22 protein-coding genes are annotated in these 20633 nt (G+C 52.0%); 8 read left to right on the forward strand and 14 right to left on the reverse strand.

The genetic code is table 11. The features are described 5' to 3' along the window. Positions 1 to 145: 145 nt before the first annotated feature. The 8 genes from neuC (at position 146) to HQL65_14970 (ending at position 8824) form a co-directional block, all read left to right on the forward strand. The gene (gene neuC / locus HQL65_14935) at positions 146 to 1321 is read left to right on the forward strand and encodes a UDP-N-acetylglucosamine 2-epimerase (hydrolyzing) (GenBank protein ID MBF0137529.1); all 1176 of its coding nucleotides are present in this window, start codon (positions 146 to 148) and stop codon (positions 1319 to 1321) included. Positions 1322 to 1330: 9 nt separating this feature from the next. Continuing rightward, positions 1331 to 2335, forward strand: coding sequence for a polysaccharide deacetylase family protein (locus HQL65_14940; protein ID MBF0137530.1), 1005 nt, complete (start codon positions 1331 to 1333; stop codon positions 2333 to 2335). 14 nt (positions 2336 to 2349) lie between these two features. After that, positions 2350 to 3438 (forward strand): N-acetylneuraminate synthase, encoded by a 1089-nt coding sequence (gene neuB, locus HQL65_14945; GenBank protein ID MBF0137531.1) that lies wholly within the window; start codon positions 2350 to 2352, stop codon positions 3436 to 3438. Beyond that, a complete protein-coding gene (locus tag HQL65_14950; GenBank protein MBF0137532.1) occupies positions 3435 to 4079 on the forward strand; it encodes a NeuD/PglB/VioB family sugar acetyltransferase in 645 nt (214 codons plus the stop codon). The genes neuB and HQL65_14950 overlap by 4 nt, the downstream gene beginning before the upstream one ends. After that, the gene (locus HQL65_14955) at positions 4076 to 5128 is read left to right on the forward strand and encodes a nucleotidyltransferase family protein (GenBank protein MBF0137533.1); all 1053 of its coding nucleotides are present in this window, start codon (positions 4076 to 4078) and stop codon (positions 5126 to 5128) included. Before HQL65_14950 ends, HQL65_14955 begins: the two co-directional genes overlap by 4 nt. Next, the gene (locus tag HQL65_14960; protein MBF0137534.1) at positions 5125 to 5853 is read left to right on the forward strand and encodes an acylneuraminate cytidylyltransferase family protein; all 729 of its coding nucleotides are present in this window, start codon (positions 5125 to 5127) and stop codon (positions 5851 to 5853) included. Before HQL65_14955 ends, HQL65_14960 begins: the two co-directional genes overlap by 4 nt. Positions 5854 to 6330: 477 nt before the next feature. Next, complete coding sequence (gene dgt, locus HQL65_14965) at positions 6331 to 7851, forward strand: dNTP triphosphohydrolase (GenBank protein ID MBF0137535.1); 1521 nt, start codon at positions 6331 to 6333, stop codon at positions 7849 to 7851. Positions 7852 to 8017: 166 nt separating this feature from the next. Beyond that, positions 8018 to 8824 carry a hypothetical protein gene (locus HQL65_14970; GenBank protein ID MBF0137536.1) on the forward strand — a complete coding sequence of 269 codons (807 nt, stop codon included), beginning with the start codon at positions 8018 to 8020 and terminating at the stop codon, positions 8822 to 8824. Positions 8825 to 9698: 874 nt separating this feature from the next. On the opposite strand, the gene HQL65_14975 is transcribed toward HQL65_14970, so the two are convergent. From HQL65_14975 to HQL65_15040, 14 genes are all read right to left on the reverse strand, one after another. Then, positions 9699 to 10658 carry an Rpn family recombination-promoting nuclease/putative transposase gene (locus tag HQL65_14975; protein MBF0137537.1) on the reverse strand — a complete coding sequence of 320 codons (960 nt, stop codon included), beginning with the start codon at positions 10656 to 10658 and terminating at the stop codon, positions 9699 to 9701. A 146-nt stretch (positions 10659 to 10804) separates the two neighbouring features. Then, complete coding sequence (locus HQL65_14980; protein ID MBF0137538.1) at positions 10805 to 11311, reverse strand: copper chaperone PCu(A)C; 507 nt, start codon at positions 11309 to 11311, stop codon at positions 10805 to 10807. After that, on the reverse strand, positions 11308 to 11988 hold the full coding sequence (locus tag HQL65_14985; GenBank protein MBF0137539.1) for an SCO family protein: 681 nt from the start codon (positions 11986 to 11988) through the stop codon (positions 11308 to 11310). The genes HQL65_14980 and HQL65_14985 overlap by 4 nt, the downstream gene beginning before the upstream one ends. 6 nt (positions 11989 to 11994) lie before the next feature. Further along, on the reverse strand, positions 11995 to 14064 hold the full coding sequence (locus HQL65_14990; protein ID MBF0137540.1) for an EAL domain-containing protein: 2070 nt from the start codon (positions 14062 to 14064) through the stop codon (positions 11995 to 11997). Positions 14065 to 14121: 57 nt separating this feature from the next. Further along, positions 14122 to 14610, reverse strand: coding sequence for a metallophosphoesterase (locus HQL65_14995; protein ID MBF0137541.1), 489 nt, complete (start codon positions 14608 to 14610; stop codon positions 14122 to 14124). Between the two features lie 47 nt (positions 14611 to 14657). Next, positions 14658 to 15440: a type II secretion system protein N gene (gspN, locus tag HQL65_15000; protein ID MBF0137542.1), complete on the reverse strand. Its 783-nt coding sequence runs from the start codon at positions 15438 to 15440 to the stop codon at positions 14658 to 14660. Positions 15441 to 15456: 16 nt separating this feature from the next. Further along, positions 15457 to 15972, reverse strand: a complete 516-nt coding sequence (locus tag HQL65_15005; GenBank protein MBF0137543.1) for a type II secretion system protein M — start codon at positions 15970 to 15972, stop codon at positions 15457 to 15459. Next, positions 15972 to 17177, reverse strand: a complete 1206-nt coding sequence (locus tag HQL65_15010; protein ID MBF0137544.1) for a hypothetical protein — start codon at positions 17175 to 17177, stop codon at positions 15972 to 15974. The genes HQL65_15005 and HQL65_15010 overlap by 1 nt, the downstream gene beginning before the upstream one ends. Positions 17178 to 17220: 43 nt before the next feature. Further along, positions 17221 to 18165 (reverse strand): type II secretion system minor pseudopilin GspK, encoded by a 945-nt coding sequence (gspK, locus tag HQL65_15015; GenBank protein MBF0137545.1) that lies wholly within the window; start codon positions 18163 to 18165, stop codon positions 17221 to 17223. Continuing rightward, a complete protein-coding gene (gene gspJ / locus HQL65_15020) occupies positions 18162 to 18821 on the reverse strand; it encodes a type II secretion system minor pseudopilin GspJ (protein ID MBF0137546.1) in 660 nt (219 codons plus the stop codon). The genes gspK and gspJ overlap by 4 nt, the downstream gene beginning before the upstream one ends. After that, on the reverse strand, positions 18808 to 19188 hold the full coding sequence (gene gspI, locus HQL65_15025) for a type II secretion system minor pseudopilin GspI (protein MBF0137547.1): 381 nt from the start codon (positions 19186 to 19188) through the stop codon (positions 18808 to 18810). The genes gspJ and gspI overlap by 14 nt, the downstream gene beginning before the upstream one ends. 1 nt (position 19189) lies before the next feature. Next, entirely contained in the window at positions 19190 to 19777 is a 588-nt protein-coding gene (gene gspH / locus HQL65_15030) for a type II secretion system minor pseudopilin GspH (GenBank protein MBF0137548.1), read from the reverse strand. Continuing rightward, entirely contained in the window at positions 19774 to 20220 is a 447-nt protein-coding gene (gene gspG / locus HQL65_15035; GenBank protein ID MBF0137549.1) for a type II secretion system major pseudopilin GspG, read from the reverse strand. The genes gspH and gspG overlap by 4 nt, the downstream gene beginning before the upstream one ends. 146 nt (positions 20221 to 20366) lie before the next feature. Further along, the gene (locus HQL65_15040) at positions 20367 to 20516 is read right to left on the reverse strand and encodes a hypothetical protein (GenBank protein MBF0137550.1); all 150 of its coding nucleotides are present in this window, start codon (positions 20514 to 20516) and stop codon (positions 20367 to 20369) included. Positions 20517 to 20633 lie beyond the last annotated feature (117 nt).

Consider the following 20633-nt stretch of genomic DNA (forward strand, 5'->3'; position numbering starts at 1 on the left):
AGGAAGGGCACAGCCCTTCCTCCTGGACCTCCATCCCAGTTTTTCATTTGTTTTCATTTGAAATTGACATGTTTTTAAACAGCCTCTCAGCGTCATGAAATAAATGGAATCCGAACATAAACGTATAGGGAGCGTGAAAACAACGATGCGAACCATCTGCGTGGTGACAGGGTCCCGGGCCGAATATGGACACCTCTATTGGGTCATGCGGGAGATACAGAATCAACCACACCAACTCCGCTTGCAGGTGGTTGCCACCGGCATGCACCTGTCACCGGAATTTGGTCTGACCGTCAGGGAAATTGAAAAAGACGGTTTTGATGTGGCTGGCCGGGTGGAAATGCTGCTCTCGGCGGATTCCAGTGTGGCCATTGCCAAATCCCTGGGCTTGGGCGTGATCGGTTTTGCCGATGTGCTGGAGCGGCTGCAACCCGATTTGTTGCTGGTTCTGGGGGACCGGTTCGAAGCCCTGGCCGCCGTGCTGGCGGCCCTGCCGGCCCGCATCCCGGTGGCCCACATTCATGGGGGGGAAGCCTCGGAAGGGGTGATGGATGAAGCCATCCGCCATGCCCTGACCAAAATGGCCCATCTGCACTTTACCGCCGCCCTGCCCTATCGCCAAAGAGTCATCCAATTGGGAGAGGATCCGGGACGTGTCTTTGCCAGCGGCTCTCCGGGTCTGGATCACATCACCCGCACCCCCCTCCTGGACCGGGATACCTGGCAGCAGGCAACCGGTTTCACCCTGGGTGAAACCAATATTCTCGTCACCTATCATCCCGTCACCCTGGAAACATCCGGACCGGAACAGGCCATGGCCGCCATTTTCGCCGGTTTGGAACATTTTCCGGAAGCCAGGGTTCTTTTCACGAGTCCCAACGCCGATACCGCCGGGCGGATCATTCAACAGCAAATCGAGGCCTGGGTGGCCCAACATGGGCAACGGGCCAAAGTGGTCGCCAATCTGGGGACGGTGCGTTATCTCAGCGCCCTGCGCCACATGGATGTCATGCTCGGCAACTCGTCCAGCGCCCTGATCGAAGCCCCCTGTTTCCAACTGCCGGCCATCAATCTGGGAGATCGGCAACGGGGCCGGCTCAAGGCTGCCTCGGTGATCGATTGTGCCGAAGATGCCCGGGCGATCATTCAATCCCTCCAGAAAGCCTTGGATCCCGCCTTCCGGAAAGGGCTGCACAATAGGGTTCCTCCCTACGGCCAGGGTGATGCCGCCAGAAAAATTGTCGCAACCCTGGCCACCTTTCCCCTGGATGGCATCTTGAAAAAACAGTTTCACGATTTCAACCCCGGTGATTTTGCATGAGAGGCCCCTATGCTGACCATCCTCCGCTACGATTATGTACGCGACATGCCCGACACAGCCTGGCCAGGCGGCGAGGGATTGTCTGCGCGCCATTTCGAGGGACAACTCGACCATATCCAACGGTATTATACGATTTGCACTCCAGAGCAGGTGTTGGCCGCAACCCATGCCGAGGGTGACCCACTCCCGGACAACGCCTGTCTTCTGACCTTTGATGGTGGCCTGCGCGACCATTACGTCACCGTACTGCCGCGTTTGTTGGCCCGTCAGGTGACGGGATGCTTTTTTCCGATTGTGGCCGCAGCGGAAAATCGCTGGGTGTTGATCGTTCACAAGGTCCAGCATCTCCTGGCAGCCCCGGTGGATCGGGAAAAATTGTTTCAGGATCTGCTGCGCGGGATCGATGCCTGGCGGGAAGCCTATGAACTGCCACCGACCCAGAGTTTGCTGGCGGCTTGTGCTTCCGGGGTGGTCGGCTACAACGATTTTCGTCTGCGGCAGTTCAAATGTCTGTTGCAGCATGTCTTGCCCCGCCAAGCCGCCTGGGCCATCGCCGGAGAGCTGTTCCGGAAGCATGTCACGGCGGACGAGGCCGGTTTTGCCGAAGGGCTGTATCTCACGACCGACGAGCTGCGGGAGATGGTGGGTCTGGGCATGGGTGTGGGTGGGCATGGGGTGCGGCATGACAGCATGGAACATCTCTCCCGGCATGGCCAACGGGAAAAAATGCTCCGATCCCGGGAATATCTGGCCCAGATTCTCGGTGAACCACCATCGGCGTGGATCATGAACTATCCCTACGGCAGCCATGATGCCCGGACGGTCGAACTGGCCCGGGCCGTGCCGGGATGTCGGCTGGCGGTGACGAATTGTCCCGGGGTGGTGGAAAATTTTTCCCAGCCCTATCAATTGCCAAGACTCCACAGCCATAACCTGCCCAAAACTGCCGATGCCCCGCCCTGCGCCTGGACCCGGATGACGCTGGCCGCCAGCGCCCGGGAACAAGCTGCCTGAAGGAGTCATGTGCCATGGGAATTCTCTGCCCGGGACGCTGTACCGTCATTGCCGAAGCGGGCGTCAACCACAACGGATCGCTGGATCTCGCCCTGCAACTCGTGGATGCAGCCGTTGCGGCAGGTGCCGATGCCGTGAAATTTCAAACCTTTCGCGCCGACCGGCTCGTCAGCCGCCAGGCCCCCAAAGCCCGCTATCAACAGGTCACCACCGATCCGCACGAATCGCAGTGGCAGATGATCCAGCGTCTGGAACTGGATCCGGCGGCCCATCACCGTCTGCAAGCGCATTGTCATGCGGCAGGAATTGCCTTCCTCTCCAGCCCATTCGACGTGGAGAGCCTGGATTTTCTGGTCAACGGACTCGATATGGCGGTTCTCAAGATTCCCTCTGGAGAGATGACCAACGGTCCCCTGCTCCTGGCGGCGGGACGCTCCGGGCGGGAAATCATCCTCTCCACCGGCATGGCCACGCTCGCCGAAGTCGAGACGGCACTGGGGGTTTTGGCCTTTGGTCTGTTGCAATCCACGGCCACACCCGGAAGGGCAGCCTTCCAGGATGCCTTCATTTCTCCGGCTGGTGGACGGGTTTTGCAAGAAAAGGCACGCTTGTTGCATTGTACAACAGAGTATCCGGCCCCGTATGGTGAGGTCAATCTGCGCGGGATGGATACGCTCCGGGATGCTTTCGGTTTGCCGACCGGATATTCGGATCACACCGAGGGCATCGCAATCGCCCTGGCGGCTGTGGCCCGGGGAGCGGTGGTGGTGGAGAAACATTTCACCCTGGATCGGGGGTTGCCCGGTCCCGATCACCGCGCCTCGTTGGAACCGGAACAATTGGCAACCATGGTTCGCGAAATCCGGTCCGTGGAAGCCGCGCTGGGGGATGGGCGCAAATGCCCCTCCCCGGCGGAATTGAAAAATCGGGATGTGGCCCGCAAAAGCCTGGTGGCCTTGCGGGAAATTCCCTCCGGGACCCGCTTTTCGGCGGAAAACCTGGGGGCCAGACGACCGGGAACCGGTCTCTCGCCCATGGCCTGGTGGGAATTGCTGGATCAACCGGCACGGCAGCACTACGCAAAGGATCAGGAAATCAAATGAGCGACAAACTGCTCGTTCTTGGCGGCGGCGGTCATGCCCAGGTGGTAATGGAAACCATGGTCAGCCTGGAATGGCGCGACCGCATCCTCGGCATCCTGGATGCCGACCCGGACCATGTACCGGAAAACCCCTTTGCCATTCCGGTGCTGGGGACCGACGCCGAACTGGAACGCTTCCCCCCCTCTGCGGCCCAGCTCGTCAACGGTCTGGGTCTGGTGGGCAGGGAGAGCCATCGGGAAAAGCTGTTTCGGCAGTTGCAACAACAGGGATACGAATTTCCGGCATTGGTCCACCCGGATGCCGTCGTGGCCCGGGGCGTGCGGGTGGGCAACGGGGCACAAATCATGGCCGGGGCCGTGGTCCAGGTGGGATCCGTGGTCGGCAACAACGCCATCGTCAACACCGGAGCTGTGGTGGATCATGATGGTGTCGTCGGTGCCCACGCCCATATCGGACCGGGAGCCGTGTTGTGTGGCGGGGTCAAGGTGGACGAAGGGGTCCTGGTGGGCGCAGGTGCCACCATCATCCAGGGAGTCCATGTGGGGCACCACGCCGTGGTAGGGGCCGGCGCGGTGGTGGTGCGTGACGTAGCAGCAGGGACCCGCATGGTCGGGGTCCCGGCACGGGAGTTACCCGAATGAAACATGACTGGCGCAAGGTCCTGGTAGGACCAGAGCTGCCGATCTTCCACGCCCTCGAGGTCATGAACCAGGGGGCCATCAAAGTGGTGATCGTTGTGGACGAAAATCGACATCTCCTGGGAATCGTCACCGACGGCGACGTGCGGCGCGGCTTCCTCAATCGCATTGATCTGAATGCCCCGATCCGGTCGGTCATGAGTACCTCCCCGACCGTGGCCCGGGTCACGGAATCGCAGGAGAGCATCCGCTCCCTGATGCAGACACGCGGTCTCGAACACATCCCGGTCGTGGATGATGTGGGCCGTCTGGTGGGTTTGAATACCCTCTCGGAATTGACACGCCCCCAGGTCAAGGACAACTGGGTCGTCCTCATGGCCGGTGGCCTGGGCACCCGCCTCGGACGCCTGACCGAACAGTGCCCGAAACCCCTGCTGCACGTAGGATCGAAGCCAATCCTGGAAATCATCCTGGAAAGCTTCATTCAGCATGGCTTTCATCAATTCTTCATGTCGGTCAACTATCGGAAAGAGATGATCCAGTCCCATTTTGGCGACGGTTCCAGGTGGGGTGTCTCCATCGAATACCTGGAAGAGAATGATCGCCTGGGTACGGCAGGCTCTCTCTCCCTGCTGCCCGATATTCCGGATCATCCCTTCTTCGTCATGAACGGGGATCTGCTCACCCGGATCAATTACAGCAATATTCTGGAGTTTCATCAGGAGCATGAGGCCGATGCCACCCTGTGCGTGCGCAAGGTCGAACAGACCGTGCCCTATGGCGTCGTCGAAACCGACCACCATCGCCTCGTCAACATTGTCGAAAAACCGGTGCAGGAGTATTTCGTCAATGCCGGGATCTACCTCCTGAATCCGCAAGTCATTTCCTTTGTCCCGGACAGCGGTTATTTCGACATGACCGATCTGTTCCGCAAACTGGTTGATCTGGGTCGGGTGACTGCGGCATATTCGTTTCTGGAATACTGGCTGGACATTGGCCGTTTGGGTGACTTCCAGCAGGCATGTCAGGACTATCCAAAGGTGTTCGAATGATTCAGGGCAAGCGCGTTCTGGCAGTGATCCCTGCTCGTGGAGGATCCAAGGGGATTCCCTACAAAAACATTTGCGACCTGGCCGGCAAACCCTTGCTGGCCTGGAGCATCGAAGCCGCCCGGGCCTGTGCCTACATCGACCGGTGCATTCTGTCGTCGGAGGATGCCGAGATCATCGCCACGGCCCAAAAATGGGGCTGTGAGGTTCCCTTTGTGCGTCCCATGGAGTTGGCCAGGGATGAATCCCCCACCATACCGGTTCTGATCCATGCCCTGGATGCACTTGCGGAGCGTTATGACTATCTGGTCCTGCTCCAGGTGACATCGCCCCTGCGCGACCCGGCGGATATTTCCGCCTGTCTGGAAATCTGCGAACGGGAACGGGCACCCGCCTGTGTCACCCTGGTGGAGACCCATCAAAACCCTCAATACATGTACAGGTTGGATCCTGTCGGCCACATGGCACCCATTCTGGGACCCAAATCCGGCACGGCCCACATTCGACGCCAGGATTTGCCCAAAGTGTATGCCTTGAACGGGGCCGTCTGTGTGGCCCGGGTTGCCTGGCTGCGTGAGCATCGAACCTTCCTCGGCGACAGCACCCTGGGCCTTGTCATGCCCCCGGAACGTTCCCTGGACATCGATACACCCCTCGATCTGACCCTGGTGCGGGCTGTCCTGGCCGCCAGGGAACAGAAACAATCTGCCAACGAAGCTTCTGTCTGAACAGAGACAGATTGAAATTCAATTATTTATCTTGCGTCTGGAAAACATCCTCCAATCAGGTGATTCCGTTCATCTGACGTATGGTTCTTTTTTCCACTTTCGATCATACTGTCAGCAACTGGTTGACTAGTGGGTCAACCGACCTGATTTGAAACGTCCACTTTCGCCGACATGATCACCCCTGTTGCACCGGAAAATTTCGGCAAGTCAAATCAGCGCGGTTGGTCCACCAGGTTGAGTCTATATTCTCCGCATATGATTGAAAAAATTGGCGAAAAATCAGATCTTCCAGTCTGCTTGACCAGCTTGGCCCAAATAATGGCCAAGACAAAAATTTGACAAAAAAACAATTTCGTTTATCATTGCAACCGCTGGGGGAACAAAATAGTGGCTGGTTTTTGGTCATGCTGTCGGAGTCTGATTTTGAAAAGTGACAGGATTTTTCTCGATTTTCTCTCTGAAGTGTCAGGGTGCAGCATGGAAAGATGGGTCAAATTGCTCAATGACAAGCGGTTTTCTGAACTTCTTGGACGTCCCAAGTCGGCAGGTCCAGAAACCGAACTTCCGTTCGAAAACAAACAGTTCAGGTTACCAGCAGAGCGCGACCATGATCGAATCCTCTTCTCAACACCGTTGCGTCGCATGGGTGATAAAACTCAGGTATTCCCACTCGAAAGCATTGAGAGCATCAGGACTCGTTTGACCCACTCATATGAAGTAGCGAATCTGGCGCGATCGCTTGGGGTTGAACTGGTTTACTTACTGGGAAAAGAACTTCCGAAAGATGCGATTCGAATCATCCCTTCCATGCTGGCAGCAGCTGGTCTTGCTCACGATATTGGCAATCCTCCCTTTGGTCATCAAGGAGAAAATGCCATCAAATCGTGGTTCAAAAGGAATGAAGGTTTTCTTTTTGAAGCATCTAGTGATGGTGATGGCGAAATTAACGAGGACATTAAAAAGCTTACCAAACAACATAAAAATGATTTCCTTCTGTTTGAAGGCAACGCTCAGACGCTCCGAGTTCTAACGAAGCTGCAAGTAATTGGTGACGATCTTGGTCTTAATTTGAGTGTAGGCACCCTCGCATCTTTGATGAAGTACGTTTCAGCATCCGATAAAATCGATAAAACAATACAAGCACGCAAGAAAGTTGGCTTCTTTGCGACTGAGCAAAGTCTTGTAGAGACAATACGGAAAGAAGTCGGATTGGAAGGAGATTCCCGACACCCATTAGCACTCGTGATGGAAGCATGTGATGACATCGCCTATTCAGTACTTGATGCCGAGGACTCAATAAAAAAAGGATTGGTGTCATTTAATGACCTGACCGCACACCTAAAACATCAGATCGATAGCGGTTCAAATAATGACCCTGTAATTAAGCACGTTTACGATAAATCGCAACATGAACATAATAAATTTTTTGAACAAAATTTAGACCCAAATGAACTTAATGATGTTTCAACGCAGAAATTCCGTGTTCACGCAATACATGTAATGGTCTCTGCTATTGCACATACATTTAAAGAAAAATACGAGGAAATTATTTCAGGGAAATTCATCGGTGAATTAATAGAACACTCATATGCTGCAAAATTATGGGAAACCCTGAAAGATTTCGATAAAAAAAACGCTTTCGACCATAATGCTGTCATCGAAATTGAATTAAATGGTTATAATACGATTAATTGTTTAATGGACTACTTATGGATTGGCATATCAAACAGAAAAAAATACTCCGACATCGAGAGTGAAAGAACTTCTCCTTTTGCAAGATATGTTTATAGTAAAATTTCAAGAAACTATCGTCGTGTGTTTGAAGGAAAAATAAAAAGCTACCATAGAGATCAACAGATACCGATCAGATATAGAGAGATGCAATTATTGACAGATATGGTGTCTGGAATGACTGATCGGTTTTGCATTGAACTGCATAATGATTTTGAGAAGCATTACAAGGAAATGCAGAGCATTGATAAAAATCTTCTTTTTTAAAAAATGGTTATGATATTAAAGTTTAATACATTATTTGAATGATAAATAAATATAATAAATTCAATACTTTTTCAATCAAATTTTAAGCCGGTTTAGATTAATATTTTCGTCCACACAATTCAGATAGAATACGGATATATCTTTACAATAATTCCGGAGAAATTTAATGAAACAACCCGAGAGCGCATCATCTAAATCACCAGAACACATTCTAAAGAAGAAACTTCAATATTTTTTTTCATCTCAATACCGAGGTCGCAAGGAAATACAGGAAACGCTGTTAAAAATTGAAAAGTTTGGGCGCATGGTTCTCATAGGTGGCATGATTAGAGATATTGCGCTGTGGGGTAATTTGCGTTTTCATTCTGATCTTGATTTCGTAATTGATCCAACAGACTTAAACGCTTTTGAAAAAAGTATGCTGACCATGCAAGCCAAGCAAAACCGCTTTGGAGGCTATTCACTTTCTTTAGAAAAATGGCGAATTGATGTTTGGCCACTCCAAAAAACGTGGGCTCAACTAGCAGGTCACGTTATGGTGAAAACATTTGACGACTTGATAAAAGTGACTTTTTTTGATTGCGATGCGATTATTTATAATATCGCAGAAAGAAAAATGATCTATAAACCTGATTATTTTGTGAATTTAAACCGGCGCGTTTTAGATGTTAATCTCAAACCTAATCCTAATCCCATAGGAAACGCTGTCAGGGCTTTTCGATATGCATTTATAAAAAAATTATCCTGGGGACAAAAGCTTTCCGGGTTTATTTTAGAAACGATTGATGCTGTGGGCTGGGAAGAAATTGCGGAAAAGGAAAAACAGTCTTTTAAAACCGACTGGATAGCTTCTTTCCTTGACAAATCCGCTTTCGAATATCATCTGCGTTGTTATTTATCCGTAAATGATAGCACCTGCTTTGATCCAGACAAGTTCATAAAAAGACCCACACAACTGCATTTTCAGTTTTAATTTGTTTGGTGAACATTACATTATGCTCAAGAATTTTTGGTCAATTTTTCTCTCAATGATCTATGAGAATATTTTTGGAATTTTCTCCAACAAACAATTTGGATCTGAGGGTGCAGGGTGTGCATCTCCTCATTGAGAACACCATTTATCATAACCCATCTTTAACATATTTTGGCCATTTTTGGCAGGTTTTGGCGGGGTTATATACTCCAACACGTTGATTTGTTTGTGCTTCACTTTTGGATTTCGTTTTGTAGTACCGTAATCGTACAAATGTGTATTGACACTGTTCGGATTTTGTTTGTATCCCGACCGATGCGCACACTTCGTTGCGCATAATCTCACAGCAAGGCAGCGTGTATAAGTTTACAAAGACATATCAAGAACAGTCGGTTATCCATCAGACGCACGAATCAACTCAAACCCCAAGGGAACGAAAAAATGTTCACCTGAATCCACCAAATCAAAGAGTAACACGTTTGTAGTGCCACTCGCCAAGAAATCATCGTTCAGTAGATTGATTATAAACCGATATAAAATGGCATGTTAAAGATGGGATAAGTTTCCGCAATATGTGACGCCTCGTATATTTTTTTCATGATTCAATCATGGCGCAATGCTCTGACTCGCAAGGTATGGGATGGTAAGAAGCCCAGCCAATTGCGTAGGGCTGATCCAGATACCGCATCGGTAGCCAGAGTTGGATTGCATAGATTGAGACATGATCGTGAAAACCAATGGACCATGACAATCAGCGGTCCCTGGCGTACCAACTTGACCCCAGGATGATCAAGACCTGATTTTCATGGTTGTCCAAGGCAGTTGGCCGGGTCACAGGAAAATGCCGGCAAATTTTTCGTTCTTTCAAGTCTGATCAGCAGGCAAAAACTTCATCCATGGAATTGGCAAAGACGAAATTTTCGCTCCATGTCTCAATAAGTTCCAGATCTGCGGCAGTCACCTTGGCCGTGATTTGTTCGGGTACCTGACCAAACTTGCGACGGAGTTGTTTAAGCAGAATGACAGCAGCCTCTTTTCGACGACCGTTATGTTCCCAATCCCTGGTCCACCCTTCAACAGTTTCTGCCAGCATGGTATGTACCTCCTTCAGATCGTTCATCTCTGGAATGCAATTTGGAATGTCAGGATTTTTTTTGAACAGTCTTGGCAGCAGGATACGACTCAACCATCCTGCGAACGTTCGCCTTAAATCTCTTTGTTCTGGACCCTGCAACCACCTGTCAAGTTCCTGGATGACCTGCCGAACATCTTCCAGGGTGCGGCTTTTTTCCAATCTGAACAGCGCCGCGACGACATTTTGCATGGATTGCAATTCGCTTTGTTGATAGCGATGTTCGTCAATTAACAGGTAACGCATGCGTGGTCGATAGATCTCCAGGCCGGGAGGATATTCCGTGATCAGGTCGGCCACGTCCAACGCCGCTGTCCAGCGATTTCTGCCATTATAAAGTACAATCGGCAGCACGGGGGGAAATTTTTGACCATCCGGAATCTGCCTGGATTGATACAAATCCTGATAAAGCAGTTTCGTATACAAGTCGGTACGCAGGGCCATGATTGTATCGACCGTGGATTGTGGTTCCAGGATCAAATAGATGAATATCCACCGATCCGTGCCCTGCCAGCGGATTTTCCAGACCAGATCGTTGATTCTCTTCCGAAAATCATCGCTTACGTAAACCGGATTGACTTTTTCCAAGGTGGAAAAGTCCAACCCTGTGATCCAATCCTCCCGAATGAAACCTTCGATCAGGTCCTGGACCATGCGGGCATGGGAGAAAAACCTGGAATAGCCCAGATCATGCATGTTCATGGGAAAATCCTGCTCCAGGCCACTGCAACCGCAACCGGTTTTTCCGGTGGCCAGGAGTGTCACCTGTTTTTGACTTTATCCTGCTCCTGGCCACCGCAACCGCAACCGGTTTTTCCGGTGGCCAGGAGTGTCACCTGTTTTTGGCTTTATTGTTTATGTTTCATATCTTGCATATGGCCGGGAGCCGATGTGGATTGACTTGTTCCTTTTTGGACAGTGGCCGTCACGGGCAAGGTTTTTCCATCCTTGAAGGTTAATATCAGGTTGACACTGTCGCCCGGGCGTAGAGGGGCATTGCGTTTTGGATTGATCAACATCAGATGGTAACCGTTGGGTTGCAAGGCGATGCGGCCCTGGGCTGGAATCAGCAGCTCTTTCATGGCCTGCATGCGAGCCTGATCGTTTTCATGCACGGTTTCGTGAATTTCCACTTTGGAAAAATCGGGTGTGGTCACCCCGACCAGGGTCATGGGCTGGTCGGACGTGTTTCTCAGAATCATGTAGGCAGCGGTAATCTGCATGGAGGGAGGGGCTTCGCGCACCCAGGCTCCCTGGACTGCCAAACCCGATTCGCCGGAAATTCCCTCACCTGCAAAGAGGGTACAACAGGCCATGAACAACACGGTACAAAGATGTCGGCAAGAAATTTTCACGGTTTTTCTCCATGTCCAAGATATTGTACGATACGTTTGATTTTTTCAGCTACCTGGTCTGGCGTATTGTTGTTGGGAGAGACGACGCCGACAAGATTGCCCTGGGGCGAAATCATGAAAAACGCCGAGCTGTGGGAGACTTCATAGGCATCATCGGTCCCACCGGGGTTGATGGCATAATAGGCCCCGACTTGCTGCGCGAGATCCTTCAGCATGGGTTCGGGACCGGTTGCACCCAGGAATTCAGGATTGAAAAAGGCAACATAATCTTTCAACAACTCCAGAGAATCCCGTTTTGGATCCACGGAGACAAACACACCCTGCAATTTTGTCTTGCCGAAAGGATCCTTGCCCAGATGGGTAAAGACCTCGCCCAGAAAACCCAGGGCCATGGGACAGACATCCGGGCAGTGGGTGTAACCGAAAAAGAGCAGGGTCCACTGATTTTGCAGGCGTGCCAGAGTAAACGCTTTTCCCTGGTGATCTGTCAACTGAAAGTCGGTGAGGGGTTTTTGAAAGGGCAGGAGGGCACCCATCAGGTCACCGGGAACCTGCATGCCTCTTTCCCGCATGCCTCCGAACGGGCGGAAAACAACGATCAAAATGGTGATCAGGGTGATGGCCATGGCCAGCACCAGAATGACGATTTTTTTGGGGGGGGTGGGGTGTCCTGACATGCCGGTTTACCTCTGGTTGCCGACCCAGGAATCCATGAAAACCTGGAATTCGCTGGCCGGGAGCGGACGACTGAAATAGTACCCCTGGATTTCATCACACTGTTCCAGGCGTAACAGAGCCAACTGTTCTTCGGTTTCGACCCCTTCGGCAATCACCTGCAAACCCAGGCCGTGGGCAATGCCGACAATGGCCCGGATGATGGCCGCATCTTCCGGACTGGTGGTGCAGGTACGCACAAAGGATTGATCGATTTTCAAGGTGTTGATGGGAAATTTTTTCAGATAGCCAAGCGACGAAAATCCGGTACCAAAATCATCGATGGCCAGGCGAACGTGACCACGTGACAAAATTTGCAGCTTGGCGAGGCTTTCGGTGACATCGCCCATGGCAATGCTTTCGGTCAGCTCCAACTCCACATGGTGCGGATCCACCCCCTCTTCTTTCAGGATGGCCAGAACCTGCTCGGGAAAGTTGGCCAGTTTGAACTGTATTCCAGAAAGATTGACGCCCATGCGCAAAGGGGGATATCCCGAATTCTGCCAGGATCTGGCCTGGCGGCAGGCGTTTTGCAATGCCCAGCGGCCTATCGGCACGATGAGTCCGGTCGCTTCGGCCAGAGGGATGAAGTCGCTGGGGGTCACCATGCCCTTTTCCGGATGGTTCCAACGAATCAGGGCCTCCATGCCAACCAGACGCATCTCCTTCAGGTTGATCTGCGGCTGGTAATAAAGCAGAAACTGGCCGCGTTCCACGGCGTTACGCAGATTGTTTTCCAGGAGCATGCGGGCCAGCGACGCCGTATTGAATTCTTGGCGATAAAATTGCCAGTTGTTCCGGCCCTGTTCCTTGGCGTGGGACATGGCGGCATCGGCATTTTTGGTCAGGGTCTTGACATCTCGACCATCCAGGGGATAAATGCCGATACCGATGCTGCATCCCAGAAAAAATTCCATGCCATCGATATTGTACAGTTCAGAGAGACGGGCCAGAATCTGCCGGGCCAGGATGGCAGCATCATTGGCACTCTCGGGACGGGGCAGAATGATGCCAAATTCGTCACCACCCACGCGGCATAATGTGGCTTGTTGTGGCATGCATTCCGAGAGTCGTTGCGTGACCTCGATCAACAAACGGTCCCCGACATCGTGGCCCATGGTGTCATTGATGACCTTGAACCGGTCCAGATCCAGCAAAAACAAGGCAATCATGCTCTCCGCGTCGCGGCTTGCCTCGGCAAGCAGATGCCCCAGTCGTTCATGAAACAACAGCCGGTTGGGCAGGCCGGTCAGCAGATCGTGCCCTGTCAGATAGAGCAGATTCTCTTCGGACTCTTTGGATGCCGTCAAATCCGAAAAAATCATCACATAATTGGTCGTGATGCCTTGTGGCGAGCGGATGGCATTGATATGTGTCCACTGGGGATAGATCTCCCCATTTTTCCTTCGATTCCAGATTTCTCCCTGCCAGCTGTTGCCGGCGGTCAGGGATTCCCATAAATGCCGGTAAAAAGCATCGTCATGGCGACCGGATTGCAACAGACTCATTCGTTTGCCGATCACCTCCGTGGCGGAATAACCGGTGATGTGCTGGAAGGCCGGATTGACGGAGAGGATGGTTGCCCTGGGGTCGGTGACGACGACCCCTTCGGCAGTACTTTCAAGAACGTTGGCCGCCAGGTACAGTTGTCGTTCCGCCTCCAATACCTGCAACAGGTAACGCACCCGATTGCGCAGAATGGCCCAGTGAATGGGTTTGGGGACAAAATCGGTTGCGCCGACCTCAAAGGCCCTGTCCACGGACTCTTCATCATTGAGACCGGTGATCATGATGACGGGAACCTGGGCCGAACCCGGAAATTTTTTTATTTCCAGACAGGCCTGAAAGCCATCCATGACCGGCATCTTGGCATCCATCAGGACGACATCCGGAACCCGCTCCGCAAAACGACCGACCGCTTCGGCACCATTCTTGACCCCCAGGGCCTCGTAACCGATTTTTTCCAAAAAGCGGCACAACATCAGACGGGTAACCGGATCATCGTCGGCAACGAGGAAAAATGGGGTCTTGTCTTGCATTGTCCTCACCAGAATTTGGTGGGTATTATTTTGGTTATAAGAAACAAGGGGAGAGTTTTATTCCAGCTCAATCAGGCTGACCCTGTCCTGATTGGTATCCAGGATCATGACCGTGGCTTGTGTGCCGAAGCCGTGAGCTGTGCCCGGGTTCAGGGCGAGGGTGGATCCGAAAAATTTATTTTCGGGTCTGTGGGTATGGCCGTGGACAACATAATGGAAGCGACCCGCAGCAATCAAGGCATCGCGCATGGCTGGAACGGTACCGTGATACACGGCCATGTGTTTTTCGCTGACTTCGAGTTCCAGAAACTCACCCTGCAAACGCCAGCCATTGTCATCAAACAATCTGAGAAGGCCATATTTTTCACCGTCATTATTCCCGAATACCGCAGCCACGTTCATGCCACGAAATATTTGCATCACACCAGGACTGATCATGTCTCCGGCATGCACCACCAGATCGACGTGTTGAGCCTGAAACACAGCGAGTGCCTGACGCAGATGGTTGATATGGTCATGGGAGTCGGAAATCAAGCCAATGATCACAGATGCAATGCTCCTGTCACGTATTGTCGATAAATTATTTGATGATCTTATCGAAAAAACGGAATGGTACCAGTCATGTTGAGGGGAAAATGCCCATTATTGCCATTCAGACCCACACTTTGTTGCAGAAAATTTTCCATGGCTTGTTTATTTTCTCCAGACTGGACTTCGACATTCCCATGCAGGCGATAGCGACCAGCCTCCCAGATCTGAAGCGTGACATTCATGGTCAGCGAACTCCGTATGTCATTGATCTGGATGTTGATCATGTCATTCTCCATACTGGAGAGCAGGCGAACATCACCCAGAAATACCTTCCAGGGCGGACCGAGTTCCAATCCCCGGATATCGATGCGACCTGTGATTTCGGGAAATCCATTGGCGCGCATCATGAAATCATCCATACCCAGATCGATTTCTCCCTTCATTTGCAAGGGAAAATCCTTGAGCAGATCTGTCAGGAAGGGAATGCTGGTATTGCCGGTGATTTGCTGGAATCGTACATGGTTTTGATCCTGAACATCAAAGCGCCCACGAATACGAAATTGTTTGGAGTTGCCGATATAGAACAGGCCTTGTATTTTTCCCTTCAAGATCGCCTTGGGCCTGATTGTCCATTGCAATGAGTCCAACTGGACGGGAGGATAGATCAATTGGATCGCTCGACCGCTCCACAAGGTTCCAGAGATACCATTCAATTGAATGGGGGTGATTTTTGCTTTTGCCATTTGATAGACAAAAGTGGCAGGCAGATTTGCAAAGAGAAAAAACAGGAAAGATATGACGGCTATGATACCGTAGAACCACCATTTTCTGAACAGGATCATCATGCTATTCCTTCGGAAGTCAGGGCAAGGCCCTTATGACCAGTACCAGTTGCGCATTGACCAGGCCCGGACTTTTGCCTTTTTCGATGGACACATTGGCCGTTTCGACACCATATCGGTCGTGCAGACCCTCCATCCAGATGAGCAGGGATTGAAAAGGGGCCTGTTCGAACCATAGCCGCACTTTGTCCTGTCCCTCTGGTTCGACACGTTTGAGTACCAGACCCAAACCTTGTTTGCGAACGCTGCGATCGGCCAGTGAGAGAAGCGAGTCGCCTTTTTCCAAGGCCAGCCGGGATCCGGTGGAGGCCTTCAGGCGGACCAGGTCCGAGGCAGCCTGTTCCATCCAGCGCACGGTATTGATTCGGTTTTCAGTAATCTCGCGCAATTCACGATAGTGTTCCCGAACCGGAAACCAGACCAGAGAGAGAAACAACAGAAAAATCAGCAGTTGGCTTCCCCAGACGATCAACAATTTTTCCCGATCACTGATGGCCGACCAGCGTGCTAGCAGGTACTTGTTGAGAAATGACATTACAAACCTTTGATTTGCAGATGGCTTTCGACGGAATCATCCTGTTTCACGGCGGAGCGGATATTGACTTCCATCCGACCGGACGTTTCGATGGCGTGTTTGAGTTTATTCAATTGTTCCAGGTCCTGGATGCGGAGATAAAGATCCAGGAGGCCATCCTGATAGCGTAGTCGTTCCACGGTGGTGCCGGGAATGGTCATGACCGTATTGCCAGCCTGGACCAGAAGATTCAAGAATTCCTGACCGCCTCCCGCTTCCTGGCGCAGACGTTTCATGCGTTCACGCATTTGAACTTCGGGCTGCACGACACGGACTCCCGGGAATGCTTGCTGAAATATTTCCTGGATACGGGCATCAAGAACCACGATTTGCGCATCCATGCGTTTGTTTTCGAAGAAAACGATCCCCAGTTTGATCAAAATCCAGAGAGCCATGAGACCAGCAGTCAGCCGGAAAGGACGCAAAAGACTTTCCCAACGTCCCTGAATGCCGAACCGACCTTGCAGGAGATTGATGATGCCTGGCTCCGGGGTTGTTCCGGCCATAAGGGTGATGGGATCGACTTCGGGACGTATTTCCTCAATTTCCAGATCGGGATGATCCGCAAGAACGGGCTTGAACGCCTGACCGGTACAATTCAGCACGTGGAGAGTTTTAGGGCGTGTTTGTTGATCCCATTCGACCAGGCTCCGTTCGAGGATGAATTGGACATTGCCGGTATCCATGCCGAGTCCGGTATGCAATCCGGTACGCAGCAACGCCTGCTCGGGAGTCAGGAGCAGGGTCCAGGTATCTGGTTTCCAGGGCAACAGCAAAATTTCGCTGACCATCAGATCGGGACGGATGCCCACATTTTTGAGTCTGGTCAGCCATTGCTCCATGAGATCAGCATCGGTAACCGCCACGGGACGGTGGCCGTTTTCGAGAGGGGGTCCCAGGGAAAAATGCAATTTTTCCAGAGGGGTCGCCACTTTTTCTTCGAGAAGGAAAGGGAGTGCCTTGACAAGATTGCGCCGACTTGTCTTGGGTACCGGCACGGATTGGATCAGGACGTCCAGAGCGGGAACCATGGCCACCACACGCATGCGCGACATGGCGGCGGCGACCTGTTTGGCATTTTCCGTGCGGGAATTTCCCTCAGGTCCAACCCAGGTGAGTGTATCGCCCGTTTCGGCATTCAGGTGAATGTAGGCATGGCTCCTCATTTTATGTATACCACCCCATTGATCTGTTCCTGTTGATCCATGTTTACAACACTCCCTGCCCACGCATCAATACGAGCATACCATTGTTGCTCCGGTTGAGCAGCGTAAACTGGTGAATTCGACTGGGTCCAATACGGGCATGGATCGTGACCAGAAAATGATGGCTTGATACGCCAATGCCGCGTGGCGTGACCACGTAACGGGAAAGGGTGGGTTCATTAACAAAATCGTTCATGTCCTGAAAGGGTTTTTGTTTGCGCCGTTCGAGCAGTCGTTCAACGTCACCGTCCTTGATATCCTCAACCAGGGTGCGCAGGATTTCCGGGGAAGCGGTGTTGACGTTAATGTCGGTATAGGATGGCAAAGCCGTCACATATGGCGCCAGTTTTTGGAAACTTTCATCGTCAAACCCTTTGATGACCCTCAATTCGGTCGTACTGACCAGGGGGCGATTGGCAGCTCGATAAGGGGGATCCATTCCCAGATAGTCGGGGTCTTCGGCCCCACCTGGACCGCCTAAATCTCCATTGGTGTCAATCCAGTCCGCCACTGCGTAAGCCAGCTCCGGACTGAGACCCTGGTGGAGGAGCAATCTGCGAAAGCGCCCCATGTCGAGCAGACTCTGGTTGCCGCCGACAATCAAATTGTTGAGGTTGAAACGACCTTCCATGTCTTCAATGTAGCCTGATACCACACCACGTTCGAGAACAATAGGCGCAATTTTTTCTGCCCAGTTTTCATCGAGGGTATCCAAGCCACCTTCCGTCAGGTCTTTGGCCAGCATTTTTTTGGCCCAGATTTCGCCCCCGAGAGCGATGAAACCGGCCTGATCCCGCGAAAAAATATTTTCTGTCCGGCGCATGTCGATGCGTTGAGTCTGGGTCAGGGACACGATGGCAGTCGAGGCCATGGCCACGACCAACAAGGCAATGATCAGGGCCACACCTTGCTCATTTGCCCGTCCCGGGTGAACTTGACGACGGTTCACTGGCTCACCTGATTCCGAATCTGGACCAGTTGGCGGATTCTTCCCCAGGAGCGGAGTTCGAGAACAATTTCGATGGCGCGCGGCAGATTGGTTCCGGTCAAATTGTTCCCCGATGGCCAACGGGTAAGCCAAGCCATATCCTTGTCCAGATAGCGCAGATCCACCCCGAGCAGATTGTCCAGCAGTATTTCCTCGTTTGGTGTGCTGTTGGGTGCCAGGTCCAACATCTCCCAACTGGATCGGGTCAATTGATTCTTTTCAAAAGAGTAGACAATACGTTGCAGGGCGCTGCGTTGCAATCGCCGGGGATTGTCGCGACCGGTACGGGTCAAGGTCAACAGATGGGAACCGGCGACAAGGCCATCCATGGCAGGCCGTTCAATGCCTTCCTTGTCACGGATGGCACGATCCACGGCCTGTTCAAGGTCGGTTCTGAACTGATTGAAAAAAATTTGCAGGCGCGCCAGTTCCCGGTTACGTCGCGTCACCTCTTCCTGGGTATTCAACAATGCTTTCAGGCCACCAAAAGCCATGACAAACATGATGCCGAGAATCGCAATGGCGATCAACAGTTCGACCAGGGTAAATCCCGGGGCAGGATGGCGGTCAATCCTGGAGACGGTGCGAAGAGAATGATCCTGGTTACGGTTGGCCAAGGTAACTCTCCAGGCGGGCAAGGGAAGATGATTTTTTATCCTTTCCCAACCGCACGGATATATCCAACCGTCGGACAGCCGCATCGGGTGTTGGCAATACCTGGATGGTCCATGACCATTCCCGATTGGCCATCTCTTCGTGGCCTGTCAGGGTTCCTGGATCTGGCCAGTGATTCATGATCTGCTGGTTGGTGGCCACATTCATGGCCACCCAGTGTGCCAGGACCCGATCCCGCATGGCGGCGGAATCTTCGGCCATGCGCCCGCCGGCAACCACCATGGCACCCAGAGCGGTAGCCAGAACAGCCAGTGCCACCAGAACTTCCAACAGGGAAAAGCCGCTTTCTTGAATCCGATATTCACGCATGTCAGGACTTGTCGGAACGCTGCAATTGCATTCCTCCCCGACCATTTCCCGACAGGGTCATGTGATAGCCATTGAGACCATGCAGTAGAAGTTTGAACGGTATGGACTCACCGGTCGTGCCAAACACCAACTGGGGTTTGCGATCACGATCCCCTTCGCCGGGCAGGGCAACCTGGCGATTTTCCAGAGCCAATTCGATATGAAAACCAGGCGGAAACGCACGTTTTCTCAAGATTTTATCGTTTAAATATTGCCAGTTGCCATCATCTGCCCGGGCCAGAAAAACATACCCTTCCTGGTAAAGTCGCATGCCGATTTCCCGACTGGTCAATATGGCCTCTTCGCCTGCCAGGGACATCAGGACTTTCAGGCGTTTTCCTTCTTCCTCGGCTTTTTTATCGGCCCCGGGGACACTGCGAACCATCATGGCCATGGAGGTCATGACGGCGATGATGATCATGACAACCAACAGTTCCAGGAGCGTGAACCCCTCCTCATTTGGCACATCTCTCCAGATGATCTTCTGCAAGCCGCGCACATGACTCTGCCGATTGTGCATGGATTTCATATTATTGGCAGATGTTGTCAATCTTCCAGATTCCAGTTGCCAATATCGGCATTGGTTCCGGTTCCCCCTTCCCGGCCATCGGCACCATAGGTGAACAAATCAAAGGTACCGCCATGAGTACCTGGTTGGAGATATTGATAGGGGCGTTTCCAGGGATCCAGGGGCATGCGGGCAATGTATCCACCCTCTTTCCAGTTGGGGGCTTCTGGTTGGCCGCGTGGCTTTTTGACCAACGCCTCCAGACCCTGGTCTGTGGAAGGATAGACATAATTGTCCAGTTTGTAGAGATTCAGGGCATTTTCCAGTATACGAATCTCTTGCTTGGCTTTGACCATGCGTGCCTGATCCGGGCGATCCATGATGCGGGGGGCTACCAGGGTGGCCAGGACCGCCAGAATCACCAACACCACCATGATTTCGATCAGGGTGAAACCGCCCACGTCCTGCTTTTGCTGCACATTCATGCCTGGCTCCCGTGAAAAATCATTTTTTCGTCAATTTTCGCCTGATCGTACCATTTTCATGGATCCCGGGTCGAAATTTATTTTCAGCATTCTCGCACTGTTTGGCAGCAGGACCCGTCCCAACCAGACCGTGCAGACGCATCAACTCACGAGTCAAAAATTTCCTCCAATGAGTTGGCTTTCAAGATGCGGAGACTCCACTTTTCCAGGGTTGACCGTTCTGTTTTGAGGATTTTTTCCCGAATTTGAACGGGCAGATTGCCAAATTTTTCTTCCAACAGGAGAAGAAGGATCATTGAAATTCCTTTTTGAAGTCCTTGGGTTTCCCACGGTTGCGTCCATTCCTGCACTGTTTCTGCCAACATGGCATCAATCTCCTGCAAGTCTGATTTTTCTGGAATTGTCTGTCCAGG

The sequence above is a fragment of the Magnetococcales bacterium genome (assembly GCA_015228935.1).
GTDB lineage: Bacteria > Pseudomonadota > Magnetococcia > Magnetococcales > DC0425bin3 > HA3dbin3.